The organism is Microvirga puerhi, assembly GCF_020089865.1.
In the GTDB taxonomy this organism is placed as follows: Bacteria; Pseudomonadota; Alphaproteobacteria; order Rhizobiales; family Beijerinckiaceae; genus Microvirga; species Microvirga puerhi.
In genome coordinates this window covers 17,324-40,472 of record NZ_JAIRBM010000017.1, presented here as the reverse complement: position 1 = coordinate 40,472, position 23,149 = coordinate 17,324, and the positions used below count along the sequence as shown (strand labels likewise).

The following is a 23,149-nucleotide window of genomic DNA, read 5'->3' as shown; positions in this document are numbered from 1 at the left end:
AGCGGATCGCGTGGTCGCCAAGATCGAGAGCCGGGGTCCAGGTGAAGCGCGAGGAACGGCCGAGGCGCGACAGGATGAAGGAGAGAAGCATGGGAGCACCTTTTCGTTGGCGCTGTCTTAGACCTGCATGAGAAGCATGTCACATGCTGAAACTATGGTACAGATATGCGTCTAAAGTATAACTCCGTTCATAAAACTGTAAGCTGAGCCGTGATCTACCCATGAAGATGGCCTTCGTGTCCCAGTCGAAGCTCGCCCTGCGCCTCGCGCGGCGGCTTCTCCACACCTATTGGCGCTTCTCGCGGGGGATGACTCTCGGCGTTCGAGCGGCCGTTCTCGATAAAGAGAACCGGGTTTTTCTCATTCGGCATACATACGTTCCCGGCTGGTATCTCCCCGGCGGTGGGGTCGAGACTGGAGAGCCGATCCTTCAGGCCCTGGAGCGGGAGCTTGCGGAGGAGGCCTGCATCGTCATAACCGGCACTCCCAAACTCCACGGGGTCTTCTTCAACCGGCAGGCGTCGCCGCGCGATCACGTAGCGCTCTACGTCGTTCGGGACTTCACCGTCACCGGTCCGAAGATGCCCGATCGCGAGATCGCTGAGGCCGGGTTCTTTCCCATCGATCGGCTGCCGGAGGGAGTCACCAAGTCGACGCGGCGCCGGCTCGCCGAGATCCTCCATGGCGAGACTTTGAGTCTGCACTGGTAGAATACAGTCTACGGAACCGTTTGCGCCTCGGCCCGGACACTGCTATGGGCGAATGACGACGAGGACACGCACCCTTTCATGAACACGACTCGGATCCTGCGACGACGAAACGGCTGACTTCCCGTCACGCCCGCATTGCATCGCCGTTTTTCCGCGAGTCCGTTCATGACCGAACTCTCTCTCATCATCCGCAACGAGCAACCGATTGACTGCGAGGCCATCGAGCGCCTGCACGAGCGCGCTTTCGGCCCTGGCCGTTTCGCCCGCACAGCCTCGCGACTGCGGGAGGGAGTCCCTCATCTGCGCGAACTCTCCTTCACGGCTCTGGTCGGAACCCTTCTCGTCGGTTCTGTGCGACTGACTCCCGTGCAGGCGGGGCATGAACGCGCTTTGATGCTCGGACCACTCACCGTCGAACCGGCTTTTGAAGGGCGCGGAATCGGGGCGGCGCTGATGCAGCGCTCGCTCGATGCAGCACGTGAAAAGGGACACGACCTCGTGCTGCTCGTGGGAGACGAACCCTATTATCGGCGCTTTGGTTTCAAGCGCGTGCCGTTTGGCCATCTTCTGCTTCCTGGGCCGGTGAACCCGGATCGTTTTCTTGCCGTGGAGCTTGCGGAGGGAGCCCTGGCACGTACCAAGGGCGGCGTCAGCCCACTTTCCACCTGATCCGTCAGGTGCGGCGACGTCCTTCGACGATCCAGGCGACGAGCGTCGAGCCCACCAGGAGAACGAGACCGAGGAGCCCCAGCGCGAGCGGGAACACGGACACGCCCCGCACGATGGCGCTCTCACTCGGCCGGATGCCGATCCAATCCCCGCCCGAGAAACGGGAACCTGACCGAACCGCGAGGATGCGCGGCACCACGATGTCCTGATTGCCCTCCGAGGCAACGCGCCGGATCGAGCCGCCGGTTCCCTCTGCGATCGGCCGGAGAGCCTCCGTGTTGCTGAACACGTCCATCAGTTCGCGCGGATTGGCCGGCCCGATACTCACGAAAGCGATGAGATCGCCAGAGCGGACCGTATGAAGCCCGAGTTCGCGACTGGCGACCTGCGCCGTAAAGAGACCGGGCCGGGTTTCGGAGAGAGGAATGCTCGTTTCGGCTCCGCTTGGAGCCTTCAGCGTCACGGGGTCCGCAGTGTCATTCATCGTCTGCCGCTCGATCCTGATCTCGCGGCCCACGGCGCTCGCCCGCAGCGCTTCCTCCTCAAGCGCCGGCTCCTTCATCAACCAGTGGGCGAGACGGCGCAAAAGGTCGAGATGCGGACCACCGCCCTCGTAACCCCGCGCCCAGAGCCAGGCGTGGTCGGAGAGGAGAAGAGCGACCCGCCCCTTGTCCTCGCGCTTCAGCACCAGGAGGGGTAGGTCGTTGGCCCCCGACATCACCGTGCTTCCTGTGCTGACCTGGCTGCCGATGGTTCTCAGCCACTCGCCCCAAGCCGGGGGATTGGTTTCGGAGCCGGGGAGGTCGCGGGTGACCGGGTGGCGGGCGCCGGTGTCGGTGATGTGCGCCCGGTAGGGTTCCTCGACGATGCGCCCGTCCGGCACTCCCGGAATGATCGGCGCGAGGCGCGTCTGTGCGAGGCTGCCGAAACCGGCGAATTCCGGACCGGCCGCGACCAGCACCGCGCCGCCGTCGCGCACGTAGCGCACGATGTTCTCGAAATAGCTGGACGGCAGAACACTCTGGTTAGCGTAGCGGTCGAAGATGATGAGGTCGAATTCCTTGATCTTCTGCTGGAACAGTTCACGCGTCGGAAAGGCGATGAGCGAAAGCTCGTTGATCGGTGTGCCGTCCTGCTTCTCCGGCGGGCGCAGGATGGTGAAATGCACCAGATCCACGTTCGCATCGGATTTGAGCAGGTTGCGCCATGTCCGCTCGCCGGGATTGGGCTCTCCGGAAACGAGGAGCACACGCAGCTTCTCGCGAATGCCTTCGATCGGAACGACCGCGCGATTGTTGGCCAGGGTCAGTTCGTTCGGGAGGCCGTCGACTTCGAGCTCGATGACGTTCGCACCGCCATGCTCGATCCGCACATTGATCGAGAACGGCGCGTCGGTCCTGATGACCTGACGAGCGAATTCCTGACCATCGCGCCGGACGGTGACGGTTGCCGAGCCCGTTCCGCCTCGCTCCATGACGACGGCGCGGATCGTCTGATCCTTGCCGACGATACCGAAGCGCGGGGCTTCCAGAAGCTTGATCTGGCGATCGCGCTCATCGGGGCGCCCTGTCACGAGCACATGCAGGGGGGCCTTGAAGCCGAGGCTTTCGACGTTCGGTGGAATATCGTGCACGACCCCATCCGTCACGAAGATCACCCCGGCGAGACGATCCGGTGGGACATCCGCCAGGCCGTTGGACAGGGCCGCGAAAAGACGCGTCCCGTCATCGCCCGATCCATCCGTCGCCTCGATGTAGCGAGGCTCGACATCGTTCAGCGAGCCGAAGCGTCGTTCGAGCTCAGCCCGGACTTTGTCCGTCATGGCCTGCCGGTCGCCAAGAGTTTGAGACGTGGTGTGGTCGACCACGACAGCCACGATGTCCTTCACCTTTTCCCGCTCTTCCTGGACGAGCGACGGATTGGCGAGAGCGAGCAGAACCAGGGCAAGCGCCAGGGCTCGCAGAAGAGCGACGGGCCCGCGGGAGATGAGGGCCAGAATGCACAGGACGAGCGCGACGGCGCCGACGGCCCAGAGGACCGGCGTTGGGACGAGCGGTGTGAAGTTCAAGGAGAGCAATGCGATGTCCCTAACCTACGCCTCACGCCTATTGCCCCAACCGTTCGAGTAGGGCCGGCACGTGAACCTGATCCGCCTTGTAGTTTCCGGTGAGCGCATACATCACGATGTTGATGCCGCTCCTGAAAGAGAGCTCCCGTTGGCGTTGCTGATCGCTGCCGACGACAGGGAAGAGCGCTTCTCCGCGGGCTCCGACCGCCCAGGCGGCCGCAAGATCGTTGGAGGTGATGATGATCGGAGACACACCATCTCCCGAGCGCGCCGGGCGATTGGCGGTGTCTTCCGTGGGTGGTGGTAGCGCCTCGACCCAGGTCTGGCCCGTTGCATAGCGGCCCGGGAAGTCGTCGAGGATGTAGAAGGTCTTTGTCAGCACATGGTCGGCGGGCACGGGCTCCAGCTCGGGGATGTCGAGGCCGGTGAGCATGCGGCGCAGATACTGCCCCTCTGCGCTGACGGCACCGTCCGGACGGGTGCTGAAGGCGTCCCGGGTATCGAAGATCACTGTCCCGCCGCCCTTCATGAAAGCATCGAGCCGCCGGATGGCAGCGTCGCTCGGAAGCGGGCGCGAGGCGACGATCGGCCAGTAGAGCAGGGGATAGAATGCGAGCTCGTCCCGCGCCGGATCGATCCCGATCGGATCTCCCGGCTGAAAGGCCGTGCGCATGCTCAGCACCTGCGACAGGCCCATCAGGCCAGCCTTGCTCGTCTGGTCGATCTGCTCGTCGCCGGTGATCACGTAGGCGAGGCGCGTGACGAGAGCGGAGGCTTGGGCGTCCTGGCTCAACGGCGCGCGTTCGTTCTGGGCATAGCCGTCCGATGAGAAGCCGGCGAAGAAGATGGCCGCAAGGAGGATCGCTGCGCCCGCGCCGACCCTGCGCATACGACCGAAGAGATTGCCGAGCTGACCACTGAGCCAGAGGGAAGCAAGAGTATCAAGGAGGAGGAGGACGAGCGCGAGGCTGAACAAAGGAGCTCTCAGATCAATCGTCTTCGCTTCGGTGAGTGGAGCGATGCGGGCTTGCAAAGCCGAATAGTCGAGGGGCGCAAGACGGTCGCCGCTCACGAGCGCATTCACCGCGAGGCTGGAATCGACGGGGCCGTAGAAGCCCGGTGGATGCTCCCCGCTTGCGCGATCGGCATAGTTGCGCGCCACGGCCCGGGCGGTCGCCGGCGGTGACGAGAAAACGCCAAAGCCGTCGAGAGTCAGGCGCGGCGCCACGGTTTGGTTCTCGGCATTTCGCGCTTCTGCGGTGGTATCGCCGGGTGAACCTGCGAGGGCGGTAATCCGGCGCAACATATCCACGAAGAGGCCCGAGAGGGGCAGGTTGGACCAGGTCGTATCTGCGGTGACGTGGAAGAGGACGATGAGCCCTTCCCCGCGCTTGTCGGCGGTGACGATGGGCGTACCGTCCGCGAGCGACGCCCAAGTCTTGGCCGGCAGGTCTCCCTCGGGCTCGGCGAGGATCTGGCGGCGAATGCCGATCTCGTCGGGAATCGCCAGTCCGAAGAAGGGGCTCTCGCGGGTGAAGGGCGCAAAGGTCTTAGGCGTGTCCCAGGACAGCGTGCCGCCGAGCGTGCGGCCGCCGCGGCGAAGATGGACCGGAACGAGATCGTCATTGCCGGCGGCAAGGCGCGATCCGGCAAAGCGAAGCAGCAGACCGCCGTGTTCGACGAAGGATGAGACCTTTGCCGAGGCCTCCCTGTCGAGGCCGCCTACATCGGCCAGAACGAGGACGGAAACCTGCTCGTCGATCAACTGATCGATCGCGTCCGTCACGCCACCGTGCCCCTGGCGAATCTCGGCATAGGGAGTAAGCGCCTTCTCGATATAATACACGGGTGAGAGGAGAGGCTGCGCCTGATCGGCCGTTCCCCCGAAGACGAGGCCGACGCGCCGGCGCTTGCCGCGCTCATCAAGTAGCGTCACGGCACCCGCAGAGCTTTCGCCCAGAATCTCGATGCGCGCGATGTCGTTCCTGATCTCGGTCGGGACGTCGAACGTCGCGGTGGTTTCGGTCGCATTGGGCGCGAAGGAAAAGCGCGCATCGGCGAGAGGCAGGTTTTTCAGATCGAGCGCACGCGCGATGCCGCTGTCGCGGCCGTTGGCCTCGGTCCGGACAATCGTCGTCGTCAGCTGGCCGCCCGCATTCGCGGCTTCGGCAACCGCGAGCGCGGGGGACCGCTCCGGTTTGAGGACGATGACCGATCGATCTTTGGTCAAGGATGACAACCCATTGACGAAGTTCTGCCCGTCAACGCCGGCGACGCCATCGCTGATCCAGACGATTTCCGCATCGGGAGCGGCCTCAAGGAAACGGCGAATGGAATCGAGATGAGCCTGACGGTTCGGGAGGTGCGGCAGCGGCTTGAAGGAGCGCAGCCGTTCCAGTGCGGTACCAGGGCTCATCGGTTGCAGATCCTGCGCATCGCCGGCGGTGGCGGCAAGGGCAACGACGCGGCCGTCACGTTCCGCCGCCTCGATACGGCCGGATGCAATGCTCATCCGATCTCGCCAATCGTGCGCAGCGGCAAAGCCGTTGTCGATCAGCATGAGCAGCGGCGCACGACTATTGCTTTCCGTGAGCGGGTTCCAGATGGGACCTGCTGCCGCCAGGATGAGAAGAGTTGCAACAAGCAATCGCAGGAGAAGAAGCCACCAGGGTGTTCGTGCGGGCATCTCCTGCTCGGGACGCAGATCGGTCATTATCCTGAGAGGTGGAAAATCGACCCGCCGCGGCTGCGGTGGCGTGATGCGCAACAGAAGCCAGATCGCCGGCAGTGCGGCGAGCGCGATCAGAACGAGGGGAGCGGCGAAGGTGAGGGGCAATCCCAGCATGGTCACCGCCTTGCGCCGCTGACGCCGCGGGACGCCGCGACGAGCGTGATGAGGCGAAGGGCCGCTTCGCTGGCCGGCCGGTCCGTGCGGTGGATCGTCAGGGTCCATCCTCGGCGGCGAGCCAGATCTTCGAGGCTTGCTCGGTGCAGGGCCATGCGCTCCCGGTAGGCGCTCCCCCACGAGACGGCGTCGCCGATCCGTAGCGAAATCCCATCCTCCAAGTCATGCAGAACGGCCTGACCGGCGAATGGGAAAGTTTCCTCGACGGGATCCGCGATGAGAACCAGATGTCCGCGGCTTCCGCGACTCGAAATCGCTTCGACGGCGACGGCGATTTCGCTCGGCGGGCTCAAGAAGTCTCCGATCAGGATGGCTTCGTCCATCGTCGGAATGGGAGCCTGCGGCGGAAGGTCGTCATCGAGCGAAAAGCGATCGGCAACCATGGTCTCGGCCATGGTCTCGGCAATCCGCGTCGTCGCGCGCGGCGCCATGAGGCCAAGCATGCCGACCCTTTCGCCGCCTTCCACGAAGGCATCCGCCAGCGCGAGGCCGAGGACGATGGCGCGCTCCACCTTGGGCGCTTGAGCCAGATCCGACACATAGGCCATGGAGGCCGAGCGATCGATCCAGAACCAGATATTCTGCGCCGCTTCCCATTCGCGCTCGCGCACGTAGAGCCGATCGTCCCGGCCCGAGCGGCGCCAGTCGATACGCTGGGCGGCCTCGCCGGTGACGAAGGGCCTGAACTGCCAGAAAGTCTCGCCTATCCCGGCGCGTCGGCGTCCATGGATTCCGTGCGAGAGGTTGGCCGCGACGCGTCGCGCCTCCAGCACGAGCCGAGGCATGCGCTGAGCAAGATCAAGCGCCGATTCCGTTGCTTGCCGACCGGGAGAGCGGGCGGCTTCGGGGAGGACCCGAACGCGGGCCATGGTGCCGATCCTAGGCGGCCAGCCGCGCCGTCAGGCGGCCAATGACGCTCTTGATGGTTTCTCCGTCCGCGCGGGCCGAGAAGGTGAGAGCCATGCGATGTTTCAGCACGGGCTCGGCAAGTGCTGCGACGTCGGCGATGGAGGGAGCAACCCGGCCCTCGATGAGCGCGCGGGCACGCACCGCGAGCATGAGCGCTTGGGAGGCGCGGGGGCCGGGACCCCAAAGAAGCTTGTCGGTGACGCCCTCGAAATCCTCGCCGCCGGGCCTTGCCGCGCGGACCAGGTCGAGAATCGCATCGACCACGCTGTTGCCGACGGGCAGTCGACGCACGAGTCGCTGCGCATTCATGAGTGCTTCCGCATCCATCACCCGGACAGGCTTACGCTCTTCCGCGCCGGTGGTTTCGATCAGGATGCGTCGCTCCGCATCGCGGTCCGGATAGCCGACGTCGATTTCAAGAAGAAACCGGTCAAGCTGGGCTTCCGGAAGCGGGTAGGTTCCCTCCTGCTCGATGGGGTTCTGGGTCGCGAGGACATGGAAAGGCTGCGGAAGATCGTGCCGCTCGCCGCCGACGGAAACATGATGCTCCTGCATGGCCTGAAGGAGCGCCGATTGGGTACGGGGGCTCGCCCGGTTGATTTCGTCCGCCATCAGGAGCTGGGTGAAGACCGGTCCCTTGACGAACCGGAAAGAGCGGCGGCGGTCCGCGCCCTCGTCGAGAATCTCCGACCCGAGGATATCCGATGGCATGAGATCCGGCGTGAACTGGATGCGGCGCGCGTCGAGTCCCAGAACGATGCCGAGGGTTTCGACCAGCTTCGTCTTCGCGAGGCCCGGAACGCCGACCAGAAGACCGTGTCCGCCTGCGAGCAGGGTGATCAGCGTTTGATCGACGACGTCTTCCTGGCCGAAGATGACAGAGTGAATCGCCTCGCGGGCCCGTGCCACTGTCTCAAGGGCCGCTTCCGCATTGCGGAGAATCGCGTCGTCGAGAACGGTGGGCGGTTGAGCGATGCTGGCCGTCATGAGCTGTCCTTCCACTCGCTAGCGTCCGCCCCCATGAACACTCTGCCTTCCTTCTGCATCGATAGGCAAGCGCGTCCTGCGGGTCTTTGCGCCGCAGCGCAAAGAAACCCGGTACCAGGAGGAACTGGACGGCATACGCTGTGGCTCTATGCTCTAGGAATTAGCCATCAATCGGCATTCGTCGATCCTTAAGGTGCAAATTCTTGTTCACGCTTGTGTCATGACCGAACCTGTCTCAACGCCCGACAGTGCCTTGTCACGGCTCGCCGCCTCGCTCGAAGCAAACGACAAAAGGAAGGGACCGCCGCCGGTGGAGCGTTGGAATCCTGCTTATTGCGGCGAGATCGACATGCGAATCGCCATCGATGGCAGCTGGCACTATATGGGTACGCCCATCAATCGTCCGGCCTTGGTTCGCCTCTTTTCGACGGTCCTGCGCAAGGATCCGGAGCGTTATGTCCTCGTGACGCCCGTCGAACGGGTCGGAATCATCGTCGAGGATGTGCCTTTTCTGGCTGTCGAGATGGTTGTGGAAGGCAAGGGTGAGGCGCGGCAGATTGCCTTTCGGACCAATGTGGACGATCTCGTTCAGGTCGGAAAAGACCACCCGCTGCGCTTCGAGCAGGACCGGAGCGGCGGCGTGAAGCCTTATCTCCGTGTGCGCGGAGATCTGTGGGCCCGTGTGACGCGGACGCTCGCCCTTGATCTCGTCGCTCTTGGGGAGGAACGGGCGATCGACGGAGAGTTGCAGTTCGGAATTGCAGCCGATGGCATCTTTTTCCCAATCGCACCGGCCGTTGAGGTGAAATGAATTTCCATGAGAACGGTGCCGCTCGATGCTCCCGATTTTCTGACGCTCGCAGAGAAACATCTGCGACCCGAGCCGCCCGCCCTTGGAGATGCTCTCTCCAATCCCCGGGGCGATCATACCCTCGATGACATTCCGCTCGTTCAGCCGTTGAGTCCTAAGGAGGCGGCCGTCCTGGTCCCCGTCGTCATGAGGGAAGAGCCGACCTTGCTTTTTACGGAGCGGGCTTCGAGCCTGCGGCAGCATTCGGGGCAGATCGCCTTCCCAGGCGGCCGAGTCGATCCGACGGACGATTCCGTGCTCGCCGCCGCCTATCGTGAGGCTCAGGAGGAGATCGGCCTCGACAGCCGTTTCATCCATCCGCTCGGTTACCTCGACCCCTATCTGTCCACCACCAATTATCTCGTGATTCCCGTGGTCGCGCGGGTTTCGCCCTCCTATACCCTGGTGCTGAACCCGGACGAGGTCGCGGACACGTTCGAGGTTCCCGTCGCCTTCCTGATGAATCCCGCCCATCACGAGCTTCATTCACGGGAATGGAAGGGCCGGCTGCGCCGGTACTATGCAATGCCCTACGAGGGACGCTACATCTGGGGCGTGACGGCGGGTATTCTGCGAAATCTGTACGAGAGGCTCTACACTTCATGACGCGGGCGTTCATTCAGGAGTTTTTGTTATTTCTCCTGCCTTTTGCCGCCTTCGCCATCTATCTTATCGCCGCTCGCCGCAATCCGTTGGCCTGGTCCTCCTGGAGCGCTCACGTGCCCTGGGTGGGAATTGCCGGTCTCGTCCTGGTGATTGCGTCGCTTATTCTCGGCGGCCTGGTGGCAGAGCGCCACACGGGCGCTTTCGTACCGACGCATATGGAAAACGGCCGTGTCGTGCCGGGGCAGTTCAAGTGAATTCTTCTCTCGATCACGCGTCTCTCCAGTCGCTCGTGGAACGGCCGCGGCTCCGCGCCTTGCTCGGCGCCATGAACCACGATGGCGTAGAGACCCGGATCGTCGGTGGGGCAGTACGAAACGCCTTGCTTGGGCGCCCGGTAACGGAAGTCGACTGTGCCAGCACCGCGCTGCCGGACGTGATTGTCGATTTCGCGAAGAAGGCAGGGTTCAAGCCTGTTCCGACCGGCATTGATCATGGAACGATCACAGTGGTCGTGGAAGGCGAGCCCTTCGAAGTCACGACTTTGCGCGAGGACGTGGAGACCGACGGTCGCTATGCAGTCGTTCGTTTCGGACACGACTTCGAGGCGGATGCGCTCCGTCGCGACTTCACCATCAATGCTCTCTCGCTCAGCGCCGATGGCCGCCTCTATGATTATACCGACGGCTTGGCCGACCTCGCCGCCCGGCGCGTTCGATTTATCGGCGACGCGCATGTCCGGATCCGTGAGGATTATTTGCGGATCCTGCGATTCTTCCGCTTCTATGCCGAATATGCCGAGAACGGACCTGATCCCGAAGGCCTCACGGCGGCGGGGCAGGAGCGGGCAGGGCTCGCCATCCTGTCGCGGGAGCGGATTCGCCATGAAATGCTGAGATTGCTCGCGGCCCGGCGTGCTGTGGATACGGTCAGGATCCTTGCCGAGCACGGCTTCCTGACTTGGATTCTGGATGGCGTTGCTGAATTCGGCCGCTTCGGACGGATCGCCGCAGATGGTGCGCGCCGTAAGATCGAGCGCTTCGCCGCGCTCGCCGTGATGGTCGAGGAGGATGCGGAGCGGTTGCGGGAGCGGCTGCGGCTCTCGAACGACGAACATCGCAGGCTCGCTGGCTATGGAAGGCTCGTCGGAGCCCTCAGGTCGGAGCCGGCGATCCTGGACCAGGTCGCGATCCGCCGCCTCGTGGCGGAGCACGGCGTGGAGACGGTCGACCTCGTCCTGGCGGCGCTTTCGGGAGAGCTCCGTCCGCAGGTCTCCGGGGAAGCCCTGGCGGCGCTGGACGGTTTCCGCAGCGGTGCCGTGCCGCTCCCAGTCTTTCCCCTTCGCGGCGCCGATCTGGTCGAGGAGGGAATCCCGCGAGGGCCTAAGATCGGGGAGATCCTCGCCAGTGCCCGCAGCATCTGGCTCGCGGAAGGATGTCCTGACGATCAGGCTTTCGTACGCAACCTCCTGAAACGCGCCCTCGCCGGGGAATGACCTTCAGGGCCAGCGGACGGTCGGTGGCATCGACGACAGGATCGAATCGATATTGCCGCCCGTCTTGAGGCCGAAGATCGTTCCACGGTCGTAGAGCAGGTTGAATTCGACGTAGCGGCCGCGGCGGACCTGCTGCTCGATGCGGTCCGCCTCCGTCCAGGTGGTGTCGACATTGCGGCGCACGATGTCTGGATAGATCTTGAGGAAGGTCTCGCCCACGTCGCGGGTGAATGCGAAGTCGTCGGCCGGATCCCCCGTCCAGTGATAATCGTAGAAAATCCCACCGATCCCGCGCGGCTCGTTGCGGTGCTTGAGGAAGAAATACTCGTCGCACCAGGCCTTGTATCTGTCGTAGGACACCGCCTGATGGCGGCCGCAGGCCTGCTGCATGGCCTGGTGAAAGGCGATTGTGTCCGGATCGTCCTGAGACCTGCGACGATCCAGGACGGGTGTCAGATCCGCGCCGCCGCCGAACCAGGGCTTCGTGGTGACCACGAAGCGCGTGTTCATGTGAACCGTCGGCACATTCGGGTTCCAGGGATGCGCGATGAGGGAGATGCCCGACGCCCAGAATCGGGGATCCTGGTCTGATCCGGGAATCTGCCCGCGGAATTCCGGTGCGAACTCGCCGTGAACGGTCGAGACGTGCACGCCGACCTTCTCGAAGACCCGGCCCCGCATCATCGACATGACGCCGCCGCCGCCAGAGTGGCCGCTGTGATCCTTGCGCTCCCAGGGCTTGCGCTCGAAACGTCCCGCGGCCGAGGCCTCCGGGGGCAGGGGAGACGTCACCTCGTCCTCGATGGCCTCGAAGGCGGCACAAATCCGGTCGCGTAGGGCGGCGAACCAGACGGGTGCTTCCTCTTGCAGACTTTGGACGGCGGTATCGGTCATGGGAGGATCCTCGATAAAACGAGCAACAGCCTCATCCTGAGAAGCAAAGCATCTCGAAGGATGATCCAGTGCACTCTGGATGCGCCCTCATCCTGAGACGGACCTGACGGTCCCCCTCAGGATGAGGGCTGATGGGTTCGGCTTAAGTCTGTAGAATAGTGGTTTCTGGAAAGGAACCCGTCTGCCGCAGCGCCTCTCCCAGGATCATCGCCGCCGTTACGGCCACGTTCAGGGAGCGCAGGCCGGCGAGCATGGGAATCACGACGCGCGCATCCGCCGCGGCATGGACTTCGTCCGGCACGCCGGCCGATTCCCTGCCGACGAGAACGATATCGTCGTGCCTGAAGGCGAAATCCGCGTAAGGCATCGCGCCTTTCGTGGTGGCGAGGATCAGGCGGGGACCACCCTCGGGGGTCTTGCTTTCCTGGCGCCAGGTCTCGAAACTGTTCCATGAGACGTGGCGTGTAATCGCCGCGCGCTCGAGATAATCCATTCCCGAGCGGCGAAGATTCCTGTCGGAGACGTCGAAGCCTGCCGGCTCGATGATCTCGACCGGAACACCGAGGCAGGCGGCAAGCCGCAGCATGGTGCCGGTGTTCTGCGGGATGTCCGGCTGATAAAGAGCAAGGCGGGGCATGGATGGCCTCATCGGCGAAAGCGGGCGTCGCCGTCAAGTGAACGCTTCGCGCCCGTTCAGCCGAGCATGGCTGCAGGCCTAGATCGAGGATCACGATGTTCCGGTGGTTTGAAAAGCGGATCGACCCTTTCTCGCCGTTCGACGAGACCGAGACGCCGCCCAACACGGTTGGGGCCTTCTCCTGGTATTACATCAAGCCGGTTCGAGCCTGGCTGGTCATTCTCTTCTTCGCATCCCTGGTCGTCGGGGTCTTCGAGGCCTCGCTCTACGTCATCCTCGGATGGGTCGTCGATCTCATGGCGAGTTCGACCCCGGATAAGCTCTGGGCCGAGCACGGAACGCCGCTGCTCCTCGTGGGCGGCGCCATCCTGTTCATACGGCCTGTTCTCCATTTCATGCACGAGACCATCACGAATCAGGCCCTGGTGCCGCAGAGCACCAATATGATCCGCTGGCGGACGCATGTGTACACGCTCGGTCATGCGCTGGGCTATTTCCAGGCCGATTTCGCGGGCCGCCTCGCCAACCGCATCACCCAGGCGGGTTCGGCGATCCGCGAGATCGCCGTGACGGTCCTGGACACGCTTCTCTATGTGGCGATCTTCGCCTTCACGGCGCTTGGCCTGTTCTCCAAGGTCAGCCCCTGGCTCGCCCTGCCCATGGGCCTCTGGATCGTCGGCTATATTTTGCTTCTGCGGTATTTCGTGCCGCGCGCGAAGGCCCGCTCCCTCGTGGTGGCCGATGCCCGCTCGAGCCTCGTGGGGCGCGTCGTCGACAGCTACACCAACATCCTGACCGTCAAGCTCTTCGCCCGGGCGGCCGAGGAGCGATCCGCAGTCCATCGGGCGCTTGCTGCCCATACAGAGGCCTTCCTCAGCTCGTTTCGCCTCATCACCGGCGTGACAGGATGCCTCGCCATCATGAACAGCGCATTGCTCGTGGCGACCGGGGCGCTGTCCATCGCCCTCTGGACCCATGGTCTCATGACAAGCGGCGAGGCGGCGACTGGCCTTTCCCTCGTGATGCGCATTCTCGCCATGTCCGGCTGGGTCATGCAGACCATCCGGGGCGTCTTCGAGAACATCGGCATCGTTCAGGAAAGCATGGAAACCATCGCCCGGCCCCACGGCATCGTCGACACACCGAAGGCGCAGAAGCTCGAGGTCACGGCCGGCGAGATCCGCTTCGAGCACGTCTCTTTCCATTACGGGCGCGAGGACGGGGTCATCGAGGACCTGAACCTCACGATTCGTCCCGGCGAAAAGGTCGGCCTCGTCGGCACGAGCGGGGCCGGCAAGACAACGATCACCTCTCTGCTGCTGCGTCTTCATGACCTGGAGGCGGGTCGAATCCTCATCGACGGGCAGAACATTGCCGATGTAAGCCAGGACAGCCTGCGGGCGGCAATCGCCATGGTGACCCAGGACACGTCCCTGCTGCACCGGTCGATCCGGGAGAACATCGCCTATGGGCGCCCGGGCGCCAAGGAGAGCGAGATCGAGCAGGCGGCTCGCCTGGCCCATGCCCAGGATTTCATCATGGAGCTGGAGGACCATCGGGGCCGGAAAGGATATGATGCCCATGTGGGCGAGCGAGGGGTGAAGCTCTCGGGCGGTCAGCGTCAGCGCATCGCCATCGCCCGAGTCATCCTGAAGGATGCGCCGATTCTGGTGCTCGACGAGGCGACTTCGGCCCTGGATTCGGAGGTCGAGGCAGCGATTCAGGAGGCTTTGTCGACTCTCATGGAGGGCAAGACGGTCGTCGCGATCGCCCACCGGCTGTCCACCATCGCGGCCCTCGACCGGCTCATCGTCATCGATCGGGGCCGGATCGTGGAGCAGGGGACCCACGCCGAGCTTCTGCGGCGGGAAGGCCTCTATGCGCGGCTCTGGCATCGCCAGTCCGGGGGCTTTCTCGGAGCGGAAGAAACGGCGGAGATCTGACCTGAACGGATTGGAACAAGTCCAATCCAACTATGGACAGGCGGGCTTGGCCGTGCCAAAGAGCGCTTCGCGCGGCGACGCCCAGTCGCATTGCGCGCGCGTTGGCGCGTATGCTTGTTCAACCTGGCAGCGTGCCGGATGCTTGGATGCCGGAGGGCAACCCGAAGGCCTAGCCAAGCCATCGCAGATGCGCGGTTCTCGTTTTTGGACGTATGCTGGAGAGCCAAGTGGCCGAGACCACCTCTACCGTCGTCGAGCCGTCACGGCGCGATTTCCTCTTCATCGCTACAGGTGCGGCCGCTGCCGTCGGTGGCGCGACCCTGGTATGGCCTTTCATCCAGTCGATGACCCCGGATGCCGCAACGGTTGCCGCCGGCGCGCCGGTCGAAGTCGATCTGACACCGATCGCCGAAGGGCAGATCGTGAAGGTCTTCTGGCGCGGCAAGCTGATCTTCATCCGCAATCGCACGGCCGCAGAGGTCAAGGCGGCCGAGGACGTGAACCTCGCCAGCCTGCGCGATCCGCAGCCTGATTCCGCCCGCGTCAAGCCGGGCCATACGCAGTGGCTCATCGTTTACGGCAACTGCACCCATCTCGGCTGCGTGCCGCTCGGGCATCAGGGTCCTTACGAGGGCTGGTTCTGCCCGTGCCACGGCTCGATTTTCGACACCTCCGGCCGCGTTCGCGGCGGTCCGGCTCCGATCAATCTGCCGATCCCGCCCTACACCTTCACGTCCGATACGAAGATCGTCATCGGTCAGGAAGCTACGGCGTAACCCTTCGCGACGGCCATTCGATCAGGCGACACCATGAGCCAGCACTCAACTACCTATGTTCCCAAAAGCGCTTTCGCCAAATGGTTCGAGAGCCGCTTGCCCATCGCGGGTCTCGTCCATTCCTCGTTCATTGCGTTCCCGGTTCCGCGGAACCTGAACTATTTCTGGACCTTCGGCGCCATCCTCGCCTTCATGCTCGTGTCGCAGATCGTGACCGGCGTGTTCCTGGCGATGTACTACACGCCGAATGCCTCCCTGGCGTTCCAGTCCGTCGAGCACATCATGCGCGACGTGAATTACGGCTGGCTTCTGCGCTATCTGCACGCCAACGGCGCCTCGATGTTCTTCATCGCGGTTTACATCCACATCTTCCGCGGCCTCTACTACGGATCCTACAAGGCTCCCCGTGAGATCCTCTGGATCCTCGGCGTCGTCATCTACGGCTTGATGATGGCTACCGCCTTCATGGGCTACGTGCTTCCCTGGGGCCAGATGAGCTTCTGGGGCGCGACCGTGATCACCAACATCCTGGCGGCGATCCCGGTGGTCGGCGACACGATCCAGAGCCTGCTCTGGGGCGGCTATTCGGTCGGCAATCCGACCCTGAACCGCTTCTTCTCGATCCACTATCTGCTGCCTTTCATGATCGTCGGTGTGGTCATCCTTCACATCTGGGCGCTGCACGTTCCGGGCCAGAACAACCCGACCGGCGTGCCGATCAAGTCCGGCAAGGACGCGGTTCCGTTCACGCCCTACGCGACGATCAAGGACATCTTCGCCACCGTCGTGTTCATGATCTTCTTCGCGTGGTTCGTGTTCTACATCCCGAACTTCCTCGGGCATGCCGACAACTACGTTCCGGCAAATCCGGCCGTGACGCCCACGCATATCGTGCCTGAGTGGTACTTCCTGCCGTTCTACGCGATCCTGCGCGCCATTCCGGACAAGCTCGGCGGCGTCATCGCCATGTTCGCCGCGATCGCGGTCCTGGCCTTCCTGCCGTGGCTCGACACCTCGAAGGTCCGTTCGACGAACTACCGTCCGCTCTACAAGCAGTTCTTCTGGATCCTTGTCGCGGATACGCTGCTCCTCGGCTGGCTCGGCGCCAAGCCGCCGGAGGGCTGGTACGTCGTCGTCTCGCAGATTGCGACCGCCTACTACTTCATCCACTTCCTCGTCATCCTGCCGGTGCTCGGCTTCATCGAGCGTCCTCTTCCGCTGCCGAACTCGATCCTCGACTCGGTGATGGGTGTGAAGGGTGGTGCGGGCCTGCCGAGCGGCGCCAAGGCCGAACCGCAGGCCAAGGGCTGATGCGAGCGCTGGGGAATAATATCATGATGAAGCGTACTCTTCTCATCGCCGCAGCCCTTCTCGGCCTGTCGGCTCCCGCCATCGCTGCCGAGGAGACTCCCGTCCCGCCGCAGCTGAAGTGGACCTTCCACGGTCCGTTCGGCACCTTCGACCGGGCCCAGCTGCAGCGCGGCTTCAAGATCTACCGGGAGGTCTGCTCCTCCTGCCACAGCCTGAGCTACGTGGCGTTCCGCAACCTGTCCCAGCCGGGCGGACCGGAATTCTCCGAGGCACAGGTCAAGGCGCTCGCCGCCGAGTATAAGGTCCAGGACGGACCGAACGACGCGGGCGACATGTTCGAGCGTCCCGCCCGTCCGGCCGACCACTTCCCGGCACCTTTCCCGAACGAGAACGCGGCTGCGGCCGCGAACGGTGGCAAGGCGCCGCCGGATCTGTCCCTGATGGCCAAGGCCCGCACCTATGAGCGCGGCTTCCCCTGGTTCATCTTTGACATGTTCACCCAGTTCGCTGAGACGGGTCCCGACTATGTCCACGCGATCCTGACGGGCTACGAGGAGCCTCCGGCCGGCTTCCAGGTGCCGACGGGCGGCCATTTCAACGAGTACTATCCCGGTCATGTCATCGCCATGCCGAAGCCTCTGAGCGACGGGCAGGTGGAATATCCGAAGGATGCCAACGGCCAGCCGCAGGCTCCGGAGACCGTGGAGCAGTATTCCCGCGACGTGACGGCCTTCCTCATGTGGACGGCCGAGCCGCACCTCGAGGCGCGCAAGCGCATAGGCTTCCAGGCGATCCTGTTCCTGATCGTGTTGTCCGGGCTTCTCTACTTCACCAAGAAGAAGATCTGGGCACGGGTCGGACACAGCGACCTGACGACACACCAAGCCTAAGGCGACGAAAAGGCCCCTCTCGGGGCCTTTTTCTTTGGGACGGGAAAGCGCTCCGGATGGCTCGGATGCGCCAATCGGTTCACCATTCAGGCGATTCTGCTTGTTGCGGTTGGGGCCATCGCGCCGGACAATGGTTGGATGCTCTCAAGGGGGATGGTGATGGCGAAGGCTGTGCTTGGCATCATCGGTGGATCGGGCGTCTATGAGCTGCCGGGAATCTCGGATCTGCGGGAGGAGCAGCTGTCGTCGCCCTGGGGCGAGCCCTCCGACATCCTGCGACGCGGGCGTATCGGGACGACCGAGGTCGTCTTCCTGCCGCGCCACGGGAGAGGCCATCGCTATTCTCCGTCGGACATCAATTATCGAGCCAATATCGATATCCTCAAGCGCGCGGGCGTGACCGATCTCATTTCGGTGTCGGCTTGCGGTGCGTTCAAGCCCGAGCTCTTTCCCGGCTCGTTCGTGCTGGTCGATCAGTTCGTCGATCGCACGAACAAGCGGGAAACCTCGTTCTTCGGTCGCGGCTGCGTCGCCCATGTGCCGATGGCCCACCCCGTGGGCCCGCTCCTTCAGCGACGTATCGCGGATGCGGCGACCGAGGAGGGCATCTTCTTCAGGCTCGGCGGAACTTACGTGTGCATCGAGGGGCCGCAGTTTTCCACTTACGCGGAATCGCTTACCTACAAGGGATTGGGCTACGACGTGATCGGCATGACCGCCATGCCGGAGGCCAAGCTCGCCCGGGAGGCGGAGATCACCTATGCAACCATCGCGATGGTGACCGATTTCGATTGCTGGCATCCCGAGCATGACGATGTCGACGTGGCGGCCGTCGTTGCAGTCGCAAAGGACAACGCGTCGCGCGTCGCGAAATTGATCGCACGGATTGCACGGGATTTCCCGGCCGAGCACGAGCTTTGTCCCGCGCGCTCCGACCGTGCCCTCGATGGCGCCATCATGACAGCACCTTCGGCGCGCGATCCGGCTCTCCTGAAAAAGCTCGATGCGGTGGCGGGACGAGTGCTGGTGAGCTGACCATGACGACCTTTCGCGACAACGCATCAGGTGTCGACCCGGCCGTCGTGCGGAAGTGGGTCGAAGGCTGGACCTTCTCCCGTGGTACATCCCGACCCGTGCCCATGCCAGGCTGCCTTCGCATCGAGGTCGGATTGCCCGACCAGGCCCGGCGCTTCGTGTTCCCGCAGCTCGATCCGGCGGCCATCCGCACTGTCGCTGAACGGGAGGGCGAGCCTTACACCTTCATCAAGGTCTGCGCCCCGGCGGAGAAAGTGGCGCCGCTGCTTCCTGCCCGATGGACGCTCACGGACCCAGGTTTCATGATGACGAAGGCGCTCAGAATGCACCGTGAGCCCCCACCAGCACCGCCCGGATACCGGATCAGCCTCCGGATAGAGGGGGCGGTCACCTTTGTGGAAGTGTTCGATGGCGATGGCATAGAGGCGGCCCGTGGGCGCGTGGCGCTCAACGCGCCCTTTGCCATCATCGACCGGATCGCAACGGCTCCCGAGCATCGCCGGCGCGGACTTGGAACCGTTGTCATGGCAACGCTTGAGGCAAAAGCTGTCGCCGCGGGTGCCGAAATGGGAATTCTGGTTGCCACACCGAACGGCTTCGGCTTGTACTCCACACTCGATTGGACGTTGTATTCGCCCTATACCTCCGCGGTGATCCTTCCCGCGGCGGCGTGATATCTCGTCTTTCCGCATTCGCCGTTTCCGAGCAGGCTTCACCCATGGACCAGCGCTTTTTGACCGACCTGAAAGCCGCCATCCGCTCCATTCCGGATTATCCCAAGCCCGGGATCATCTTTCGCGACATCACGACACTGCTCGGCGATGCGCGCGCGTTTCGGCGGGCCGTGGATGAATTGGTTCATCCCTTTGCGGGCGGACGGATCGACAAGGTTGCGGGAATCGAGGCGCGCGGCTTCATCCTCGGCGGTGCCGTCGCTCATCAGCTCTCGTCCGGCTTCGTGCCGATCCGCAAGAAGGGGAAGCTCCCGCACGAGACGGTGCGTATCGCTTATTCATTGGAATACGGCGTCGACGAGATGGAGATCCACACGGATGCCATCGGGCAGAACGACCGGGTGGTGATCGTGGACGATCTCATCGCCACCGGCGGCACGGCGGTTGCTGCGACGCAGCTTCTGCGCCAGATGGGAGCCAACATCGTTGCAGCCTGCTTCGTGATCGACCTGCCGGATCTCGGCGGCGCCTCGAAGCTGCGCGATCTCGGCGTCGATGTCCGAAGCCTCGTCAGCTTCGAAGGGCATTGAGCGCAAACGCTGTCCTTCCGGGACAGCTCGCAGAGCTGGGCCCGGAACCTATAATCGCCGACGATGCCCAGCAAGGCAGAGCGGCCGCCGTAGTTTTTACTCTGATCAGATCGTGGTTATAGGTTCCGGGCTCGCCTGCGGCGCCCCGGAATGACAGCTTCTCAACGCTCCGACCGGCGCTCCCAGAACACGGCGCCGTCGAAGGAAAACACCTCCTCGCCATATTGGTTGATACCGCTGTTGTGATGAGAGGCGATGCCCCAGCCGGGCCTCGTGGCAGAGGCTCGGGTTCCCGTCACGGTCGAGCGATAGGTGATGGTGTCGCCCGCATAGATGGGTTTCAGCCATTTCAGATTCTTGAAGCCGGGAGAGGGGCCGAGACGTGCCGGGCGCTCGCCGCGAGCGAGAGCGTCAGCACGGATCCGGTCGCGATGCGCCGCCATCAGCTTCATCCAGACGGCAGCCGTCTGCCAGCCTGAGGCGCAGAGATCGCCGAACAGGCTCACTTTGGCGGCTTCGGGATCGACGTGGAAGCGTTGGGGATCGTAGGCCTTGGCGAAGGGGATGATGTTCTCTGCCGTGAAGGTGAATCGGCCCAGAACATCGGTCTGGTTCACCACTAGGTCTTCCAGATAGGGATTGGCGGAGATCGGCGCGAGCGCGATCTCCGGGGCAGGCGAGGGCGGCTGTGCCGGTGGAAGCGGGCGCGTTCCGTTCACCGCGAGCCCCGTTTCTTTAAGTCCGAACATGATGCAGTTCTTCTGGATCATGACGGCTTCGTCATTCTGGTTGAGCACATCGAACTGAAAATTGACGAAGCCGATCTCGGGCCTGCTCTTCGATACCCGGCTCCCGGTGACCGTCATGCGTGAGCGCAGGTTGTCTCCCGGGCGGACGGGCCTGGCCCATTTCAATTCATCGATGCCCGGTGATCCCATCGACGTCGAATCGAGGAGAACCTCGTCGGCGAGCAGCTTCATGTTGAGGGCACAGGTGTGCCAGCCCGAGGCGATCAGGGTGCCGACAAAGGTGTCCTTAGCCGCAACCTCATCGATATGGAAAGGCTGAGGATCGTATTCCCGAGCGAAGGTGATGATCTCTTCCTTCGTCACGGTGATGGGGCCCAGGATCCGGGTCGATCCTGGCGTGAAGTCTTCAAAGGCGATACGGGGCATCTGGCTGCCGTCTGCTGGGGACGAGGCCTGTCGCGGCCTTGTCCGGACTTTCGGGGTCAGGAGCTGAACTGTCCGGCCGCGTTGTGCGCCATGCGGATCGGCTCGGGCAAGCGATATTTCGGCGAGCAGGCGAGGACCAGGGCTGCGGCGGTTGCAATATCGGCCAGATGCCCGGGTGAGATGAACATGGGATTCCTGGCCGTGCGCGTTCTGAGCGCAACGCCGATGGTTTCGCCCTTGTCGACGAGGGGCGCCATGGCCCCCTTCTCCTCGGCCAGATCCTTGTAGCGCCCACACAGCAGGGTCTTGCCGCAGCCGATGGTCGGCCGGTCGAGCCACAAGCCCATATGGCTGGCGATCCCGATGCGGCGAGGATGAGCGATTCCCATTCCGTCGAAAAGGAACACGTCCGGCACGCTCTTCAGCTTCTCGAAAGCCTCCTCCAGCACAGGACCTTCGCGAAAGCTCAGGAGACCGGGAATATAAGGAAAGGGGGTAGGGCGCTGCGCTAGCACCGTTTCTACCGGCAGAAACCCTGGATAGGTCATGACGACCACAGCCGCCTGGGATTGCTCGTTCTTCACGCTGACATCGACGCCGGCAATCAGCCCGATCGCCTCGATATCGATCGGGCGGTTCGAGACGACCTCCGTTCGGAGTTCCTTCTGAAGGGCAATGGCTTCGGCCGGGGTGAGATTCCAGGGGTGACGGTGATGAAGTTGCATGGTGCGGGACGGTTTGCCTGAAGCTCAACGCTTCAGGCTTCTAAATGGTCCCGCGATCCCCAGCACGTGAAACGAAGGAACTAGGAAAATCGACGCAAGTGCCCTTGAAGTGACTAAATAGGTCACTTATAGTTTGGGTTATGAAGCCTAGGCATTCCATCCCGTCGTCTACGCTCCGCTATCTCCTCTATATGAGGGCAGCAGATCAGGAAGCCGTGGCGGAAACGCTTGCGCAATACCGCTCCATGATGGCCCTGCTTGAGGACGTCGCAGACCGCGAAGGGATCAAATCCGACGTGGTGCGGCTTCAGAAGCTCGCCTACGAGCAGATCAGGCTGGAGACACAGCTTCCCGCGCAATTGGTCCTGCTCGGCATCCGGGATTTCGCCGCCCGGCGCAGCTCCGGCGAGGATTTCCCGGGTATCCCGCTCGACGAGAAGCTCTATTCGATCAAGGGGCCTGCAACCCTCACACTGTCGACAGTTCGAGGCCGGGTGAGCCTGCACTACGACGTGGCTGGCTATGGCGAAGGCTGGAGCGGCTCCGCGCCAGCCAGGCTCGTCCCTACTGACGCGGGCTTCGAGATCATCGTCGGCGTCAATCCCTTCATTCGTCCAGCAGAGGAGAAATCGATGGCTTACGAAGGCATTCTGTCCCGTATCGGTCGGCTGGTTGCGGGCCTCACACATGCAGCGGTCGAGAGGGCTGAGCAGAGGGACCCGGTCGCAGTGGTCGAGCAGGCTATCCGGGAGATTGATCGGGAAGCGGAGGAGGCGCGGGCAGCTCTCGGTAAGCACACCGCCGAGCAGCATCGCCTCGAAAGCCGCATGCGGGAACTTGATGTGGAATTGTCGTCCCTTTCGGACAAGATCGCGACTGCCCTGCAGGGAGGTCGTGAGGATCTGGCGAAGGCGGGGATCGAACGGCAGATCGATATCGAGGCCCAGATCACGGCCCTGCGCGTCGCTATGGTGGATGTGAACGAGCGGATTCAGGAAGCCCAGGGGGCCGTTCAAGCGGTGATCGCAGCGCGTCGCGAGGGCGAGGCTCGCCTTGCGGAACTGAAGCGCTCGCTGGCACGGGACCAAGCGACGGCCAATACGGGAAGCGGAACGTCCCGCGCCGCCTTGTCTGAGGACAAAGCCTTGCGTTCGCTGGAGGCGATCTCGCGTGTCACCGGCGTTCCCGCATCCGGCAATCCCCATGCCTCTCAGATGAACGAACTGGAACGGCTGCATCGGGACAAAACCGTCGAGGAGCGGCTTGCTGCCTTCAAGGCAAAAACCAGGGAATAGCCGGAGCG

The 23,149-nt window shown here is 63.4% G+C and carries 22 protein-coding genes; 14 read left to right on the top strand and 8 right to left on the bottom strand.

The features are described from left to right. Window positions 1-227: 227 nt before the first annotated feature. Complete coding sequence (locus K9B37_RS18890) at window positions 228-710, top strand: NUDIX domain-containing protein (RefSeq protein ID WP_224315139.1); 483 nt, start codon at window positions 228-230, stop codon at window positions 708-710. A 165-nt stretch (window positions 711-875) separates the two neighbouring features. Next, entirely contained in the window at window positions 876-1,379 is a 504-nt protein-coding gene (locus K9B37_RS18885) for a GNAT family N-acetyltransferase (protein WP_224315082.1), read from the top strand. A 4-nt stretch (window positions 1,380-1,383) separates the two neighbouring features. Here the strand turns inward: K9B37_RS18885 and K9B37_RS18880 are convergent, their stop codons facing one another. From K9B37_RS18880 to K9B37_RS18865, 4 genes are read right to left on the bottom strand one after another with little or no spacing between them, the layout of a single operon-like run. Further along, window positions 1,384-3,456, bottom strand: coding sequence for a hypothetical protein (locus tag K9B37_RS18880; protein ID WP_224315081.1), 2,073 nt, complete (start codon window positions 3,454-3,456; stop codon window positions 1,384-1,386). Between the two features lie 28 nt (window positions 3,457-3,484). Next, the gene (locus K9B37_RS18875; protein WP_224315080.1) at window positions 3,485-6,292 is read right to left on the bottom strand and encodes a DUF4159 domain-containing protein; all 2,808 of its coding nucleotides are present in this window, start codon (window positions 6,290-6,292) and stop codon (window positions 3,485-3,487) included. Between the two features lie 2 nt (window positions 6,293-6,294). Further along, complete coding sequence (locus K9B37_RS18870; protein ID WP_224315079.1) at window positions 6,295-7,221, bottom strand: DUF58 domain-containing protein; 927 nt, start codon at window positions 7,219-7,221, stop codon at window positions 6,295-6,297. A 10-nt stretch (window positions 7,222-7,231) separates the two neighbouring features. After that, window positions 7,232-8,248, bottom strand: a complete 1,017-nt coding sequence (locus K9B37_RS18865) for an AAA family ATPase (protein WP_224315078.1) — start codon at window positions 8,246-8,248, stop codon at window positions 7,232-7,234. Window positions 8,249-8,468: 220 nt separating this feature from the next. Between K9B37_RS18865 and K9B37_RS18860 the strand changes: the two genes are divergently transcribed. Genes K9B37_RS18860 through K9B37_RS18845 form a run of 4 tightly spaced genes read left to right on the top strand, consistent with a single transcriptional unit; the run spans window position 8,469 to window position 11,196 of the window. Next, window positions 8,469-9,059, top strand: coding sequence for a DUF1285 domain-containing protein (locus tag K9B37_RS18860; protein WP_224315077.1), 591 nt, complete (start codon window positions 8,469-8,471; stop codon window positions 9,057-9,059). 6 nt (window positions 9,060-9,065) lie between these two features. Then, a complete protein-coding gene (locus K9B37_RS18855; RefSeq protein WP_224315076.1) occupies window positions 9,066-9,704 on the top strand; it encodes a CoA pyrophosphatase in 639 nt (212 codons plus the stop codon). Next, complete coding sequence (locus tag K9B37_RS18850) at window positions 9,701-9,958, top strand: DUF6111 family protein (protein WP_224315075.1); 258 nt, start codon at window positions 9,701-9,703, stop codon at window positions 9,956-9,958. Before K9B37_RS18855 ends, K9B37_RS18850 begins: the two co-directional genes overlap by 4 nt. After that, window positions 9,955-11,196 carry a CCA tRNA nucleotidyltransferase gene (locus K9B37_RS18845; protein WP_224315074.1) on the top strand — a complete coding sequence of 414 codons (1,242 nt, stop codon included), beginning with the start codon at window positions 9,955-9,957 and terminating at the stop codon, window positions 11,194-11,196. Before K9B37_RS18850 ends, K9B37_RS18845 begins: the two co-directional genes overlap by 4 nt. 3 nt (window positions 11,197-11,199) lie before the next feature. Here the strand turns inward: K9B37_RS18845 and hemF are convergent, their stop codons facing one another. Together hemF and K9B37_RS18835 are read right to left on the bottom strand one after the other, a co-directional pair. Continuing rightward, on the bottom strand, window positions 11,200-12,090 hold the full coding sequence (gene hemF / locus K9B37_RS18840; RefSeq protein WP_224315073.1) for an oxygen-dependent coproporphyrinogen oxidase: 891 nt from the start codon (window positions 12,088-12,090) through the stop codon (window positions 11,200-11,202). A gap of 142 nt (window positions 12,091-12,232) precedes the next feature. Continuing rightward, on the bottom strand, window positions 12,233-12,727 hold the full coding sequence (locus K9B37_RS18835) for a tRNA (cytidine(34)-2'-O)-methyltransferase (RefSeq protein WP_224315072.1): 495 nt from the start codon (window positions 12,725-12,727) through the stop codon (window positions 12,233-12,235). Window positions 12,728-12,822: 95 nt separating this feature from the next. Here K9B37_RS18835 and K9B37_RS18830 point away from each other — a divergent pair, with 95 nt between their 5' ends. The 7 genes from K9B37_RS18830 (at window position 12,823) to K9B37_RS18800 (ending at window position 19,946) form a co-directional block, all read left to right on the top strand. After that, window positions 12,823-14,670, top strand: coding sequence for an ABC transporter ATP-binding protein (locus K9B37_RS18830; protein WP_224315071.1), 1,848 nt, complete (start codon window positions 12,823-12,825; stop codon window positions 14,668-14,670). 227 nt (window positions 14,671-14,897) lie between these two features. Beyond that, on the top strand, window positions 14,898-15,446 hold the full coding sequence (gene petA, locus K9B37_RS18825; protein WP_224315070.1) for a ubiquinol-cytochrome c reductase iron-sulfur subunit: 549 nt from the start codon (window positions 14,898-14,900) through the stop codon (window positions 15,444-15,446). 33 nt (window positions 15,447-15,479) lie between these two features. After that, a complete protein-coding gene (locus K9B37_RS18820) occupies window positions 15,480-16,757 on the top strand; it encodes a cytochrome b (protein WP_224315069.1) in 1,278 nt (425 codons plus the stop codon). Between the two features lie 23 nt (window positions 16,758-16,780). Next, window positions 16,781-17,647 (top strand): cytochrome c1, encoded by an 867-nt coding sequence (locus K9B37_RS18815; protein ID WP_224315068.1) that lies wholly within the window; start codon window positions 16,781-16,783, stop codon window positions 17,645-17,647. 159 nt (window positions 17,648-17,806) lie between these two features. After that, window positions 17,807-18,682, top strand: coding sequence for an S-methyl-5'-thioadenosine phosphorylase (locus K9B37_RS18810; protein ID WP_224315067.1), 876 nt, complete (start codon window positions 17,807-17,809; stop codon window positions 18,680-18,682). Between the two features lie 2 nt (window positions 18,683-18,684). Further along, on the top strand, window positions 18,685-19,356 hold the full coding sequence (locus tag K9B37_RS18805; RefSeq protein WP_224315066.1) for a GNAT family N-acetyltransferase: 672 nt from the start codon (window positions 18,685-18,687) through the stop codon (window positions 19,354-19,356). A gap of 44 nt (window positions 19,357-19,400) precedes the next feature. Next, window positions 19,401-19,946, top strand: coding sequence for an adenine phosphoribosyltransferase (locus K9B37_RS18800; RefSeq protein ID WP_224315065.1), 546 nt, complete (start codon window positions 19,401-19,403; stop codon window positions 19,944-19,946). 161 nt (window positions 19,947-20,107) lie between these two features. On the opposite strand, the gene K9B37_RS18795 is transcribed toward K9B37_RS18800, so the two are convergent. Continuing rightward, the gene (locus K9B37_RS18795; RefSeq protein ID WP_224315064.1) at window positions 20,108-21,121 is read right to left on the bottom strand and encodes a MaoC family dehydratase; all 1,014 of its coding nucleotides are present in this window, start codon (window positions 21,119-21,121) and stop codon (window positions 20,108-20,110) included. Window positions 21,122-21,177: 56 nt separating this feature from the next. After that, window positions 21,178-21,846 carry a deoxyribonuclease V gene (gene nfi / locus K9B37_RS18790; RefSeq protein ID WP_224315063.1) on the bottom strand — a complete coding sequence of 223 codons (669 nt, stop codon included), beginning with the start codon at window positions 21,844-21,846 and terminating at the stop codon, window positions 21,178-21,180. 215 nt (window positions 21,847-22,061) lie between these two features. On the opposite strand from nfi, the gene K9B37_RS18785 reads away from it, so the two are divergent. Next, a complete protein-coding gene (locus tag K9B37_RS18785; protein WP_224315062.1) occupies window positions 22,062-23,141 on the top strand; it encodes a PspA/IM30 family protein in 1,080 nt (359 codons plus the stop codon). Window positions 23,142-23,149 lie beyond the last annotated feature (8 nt).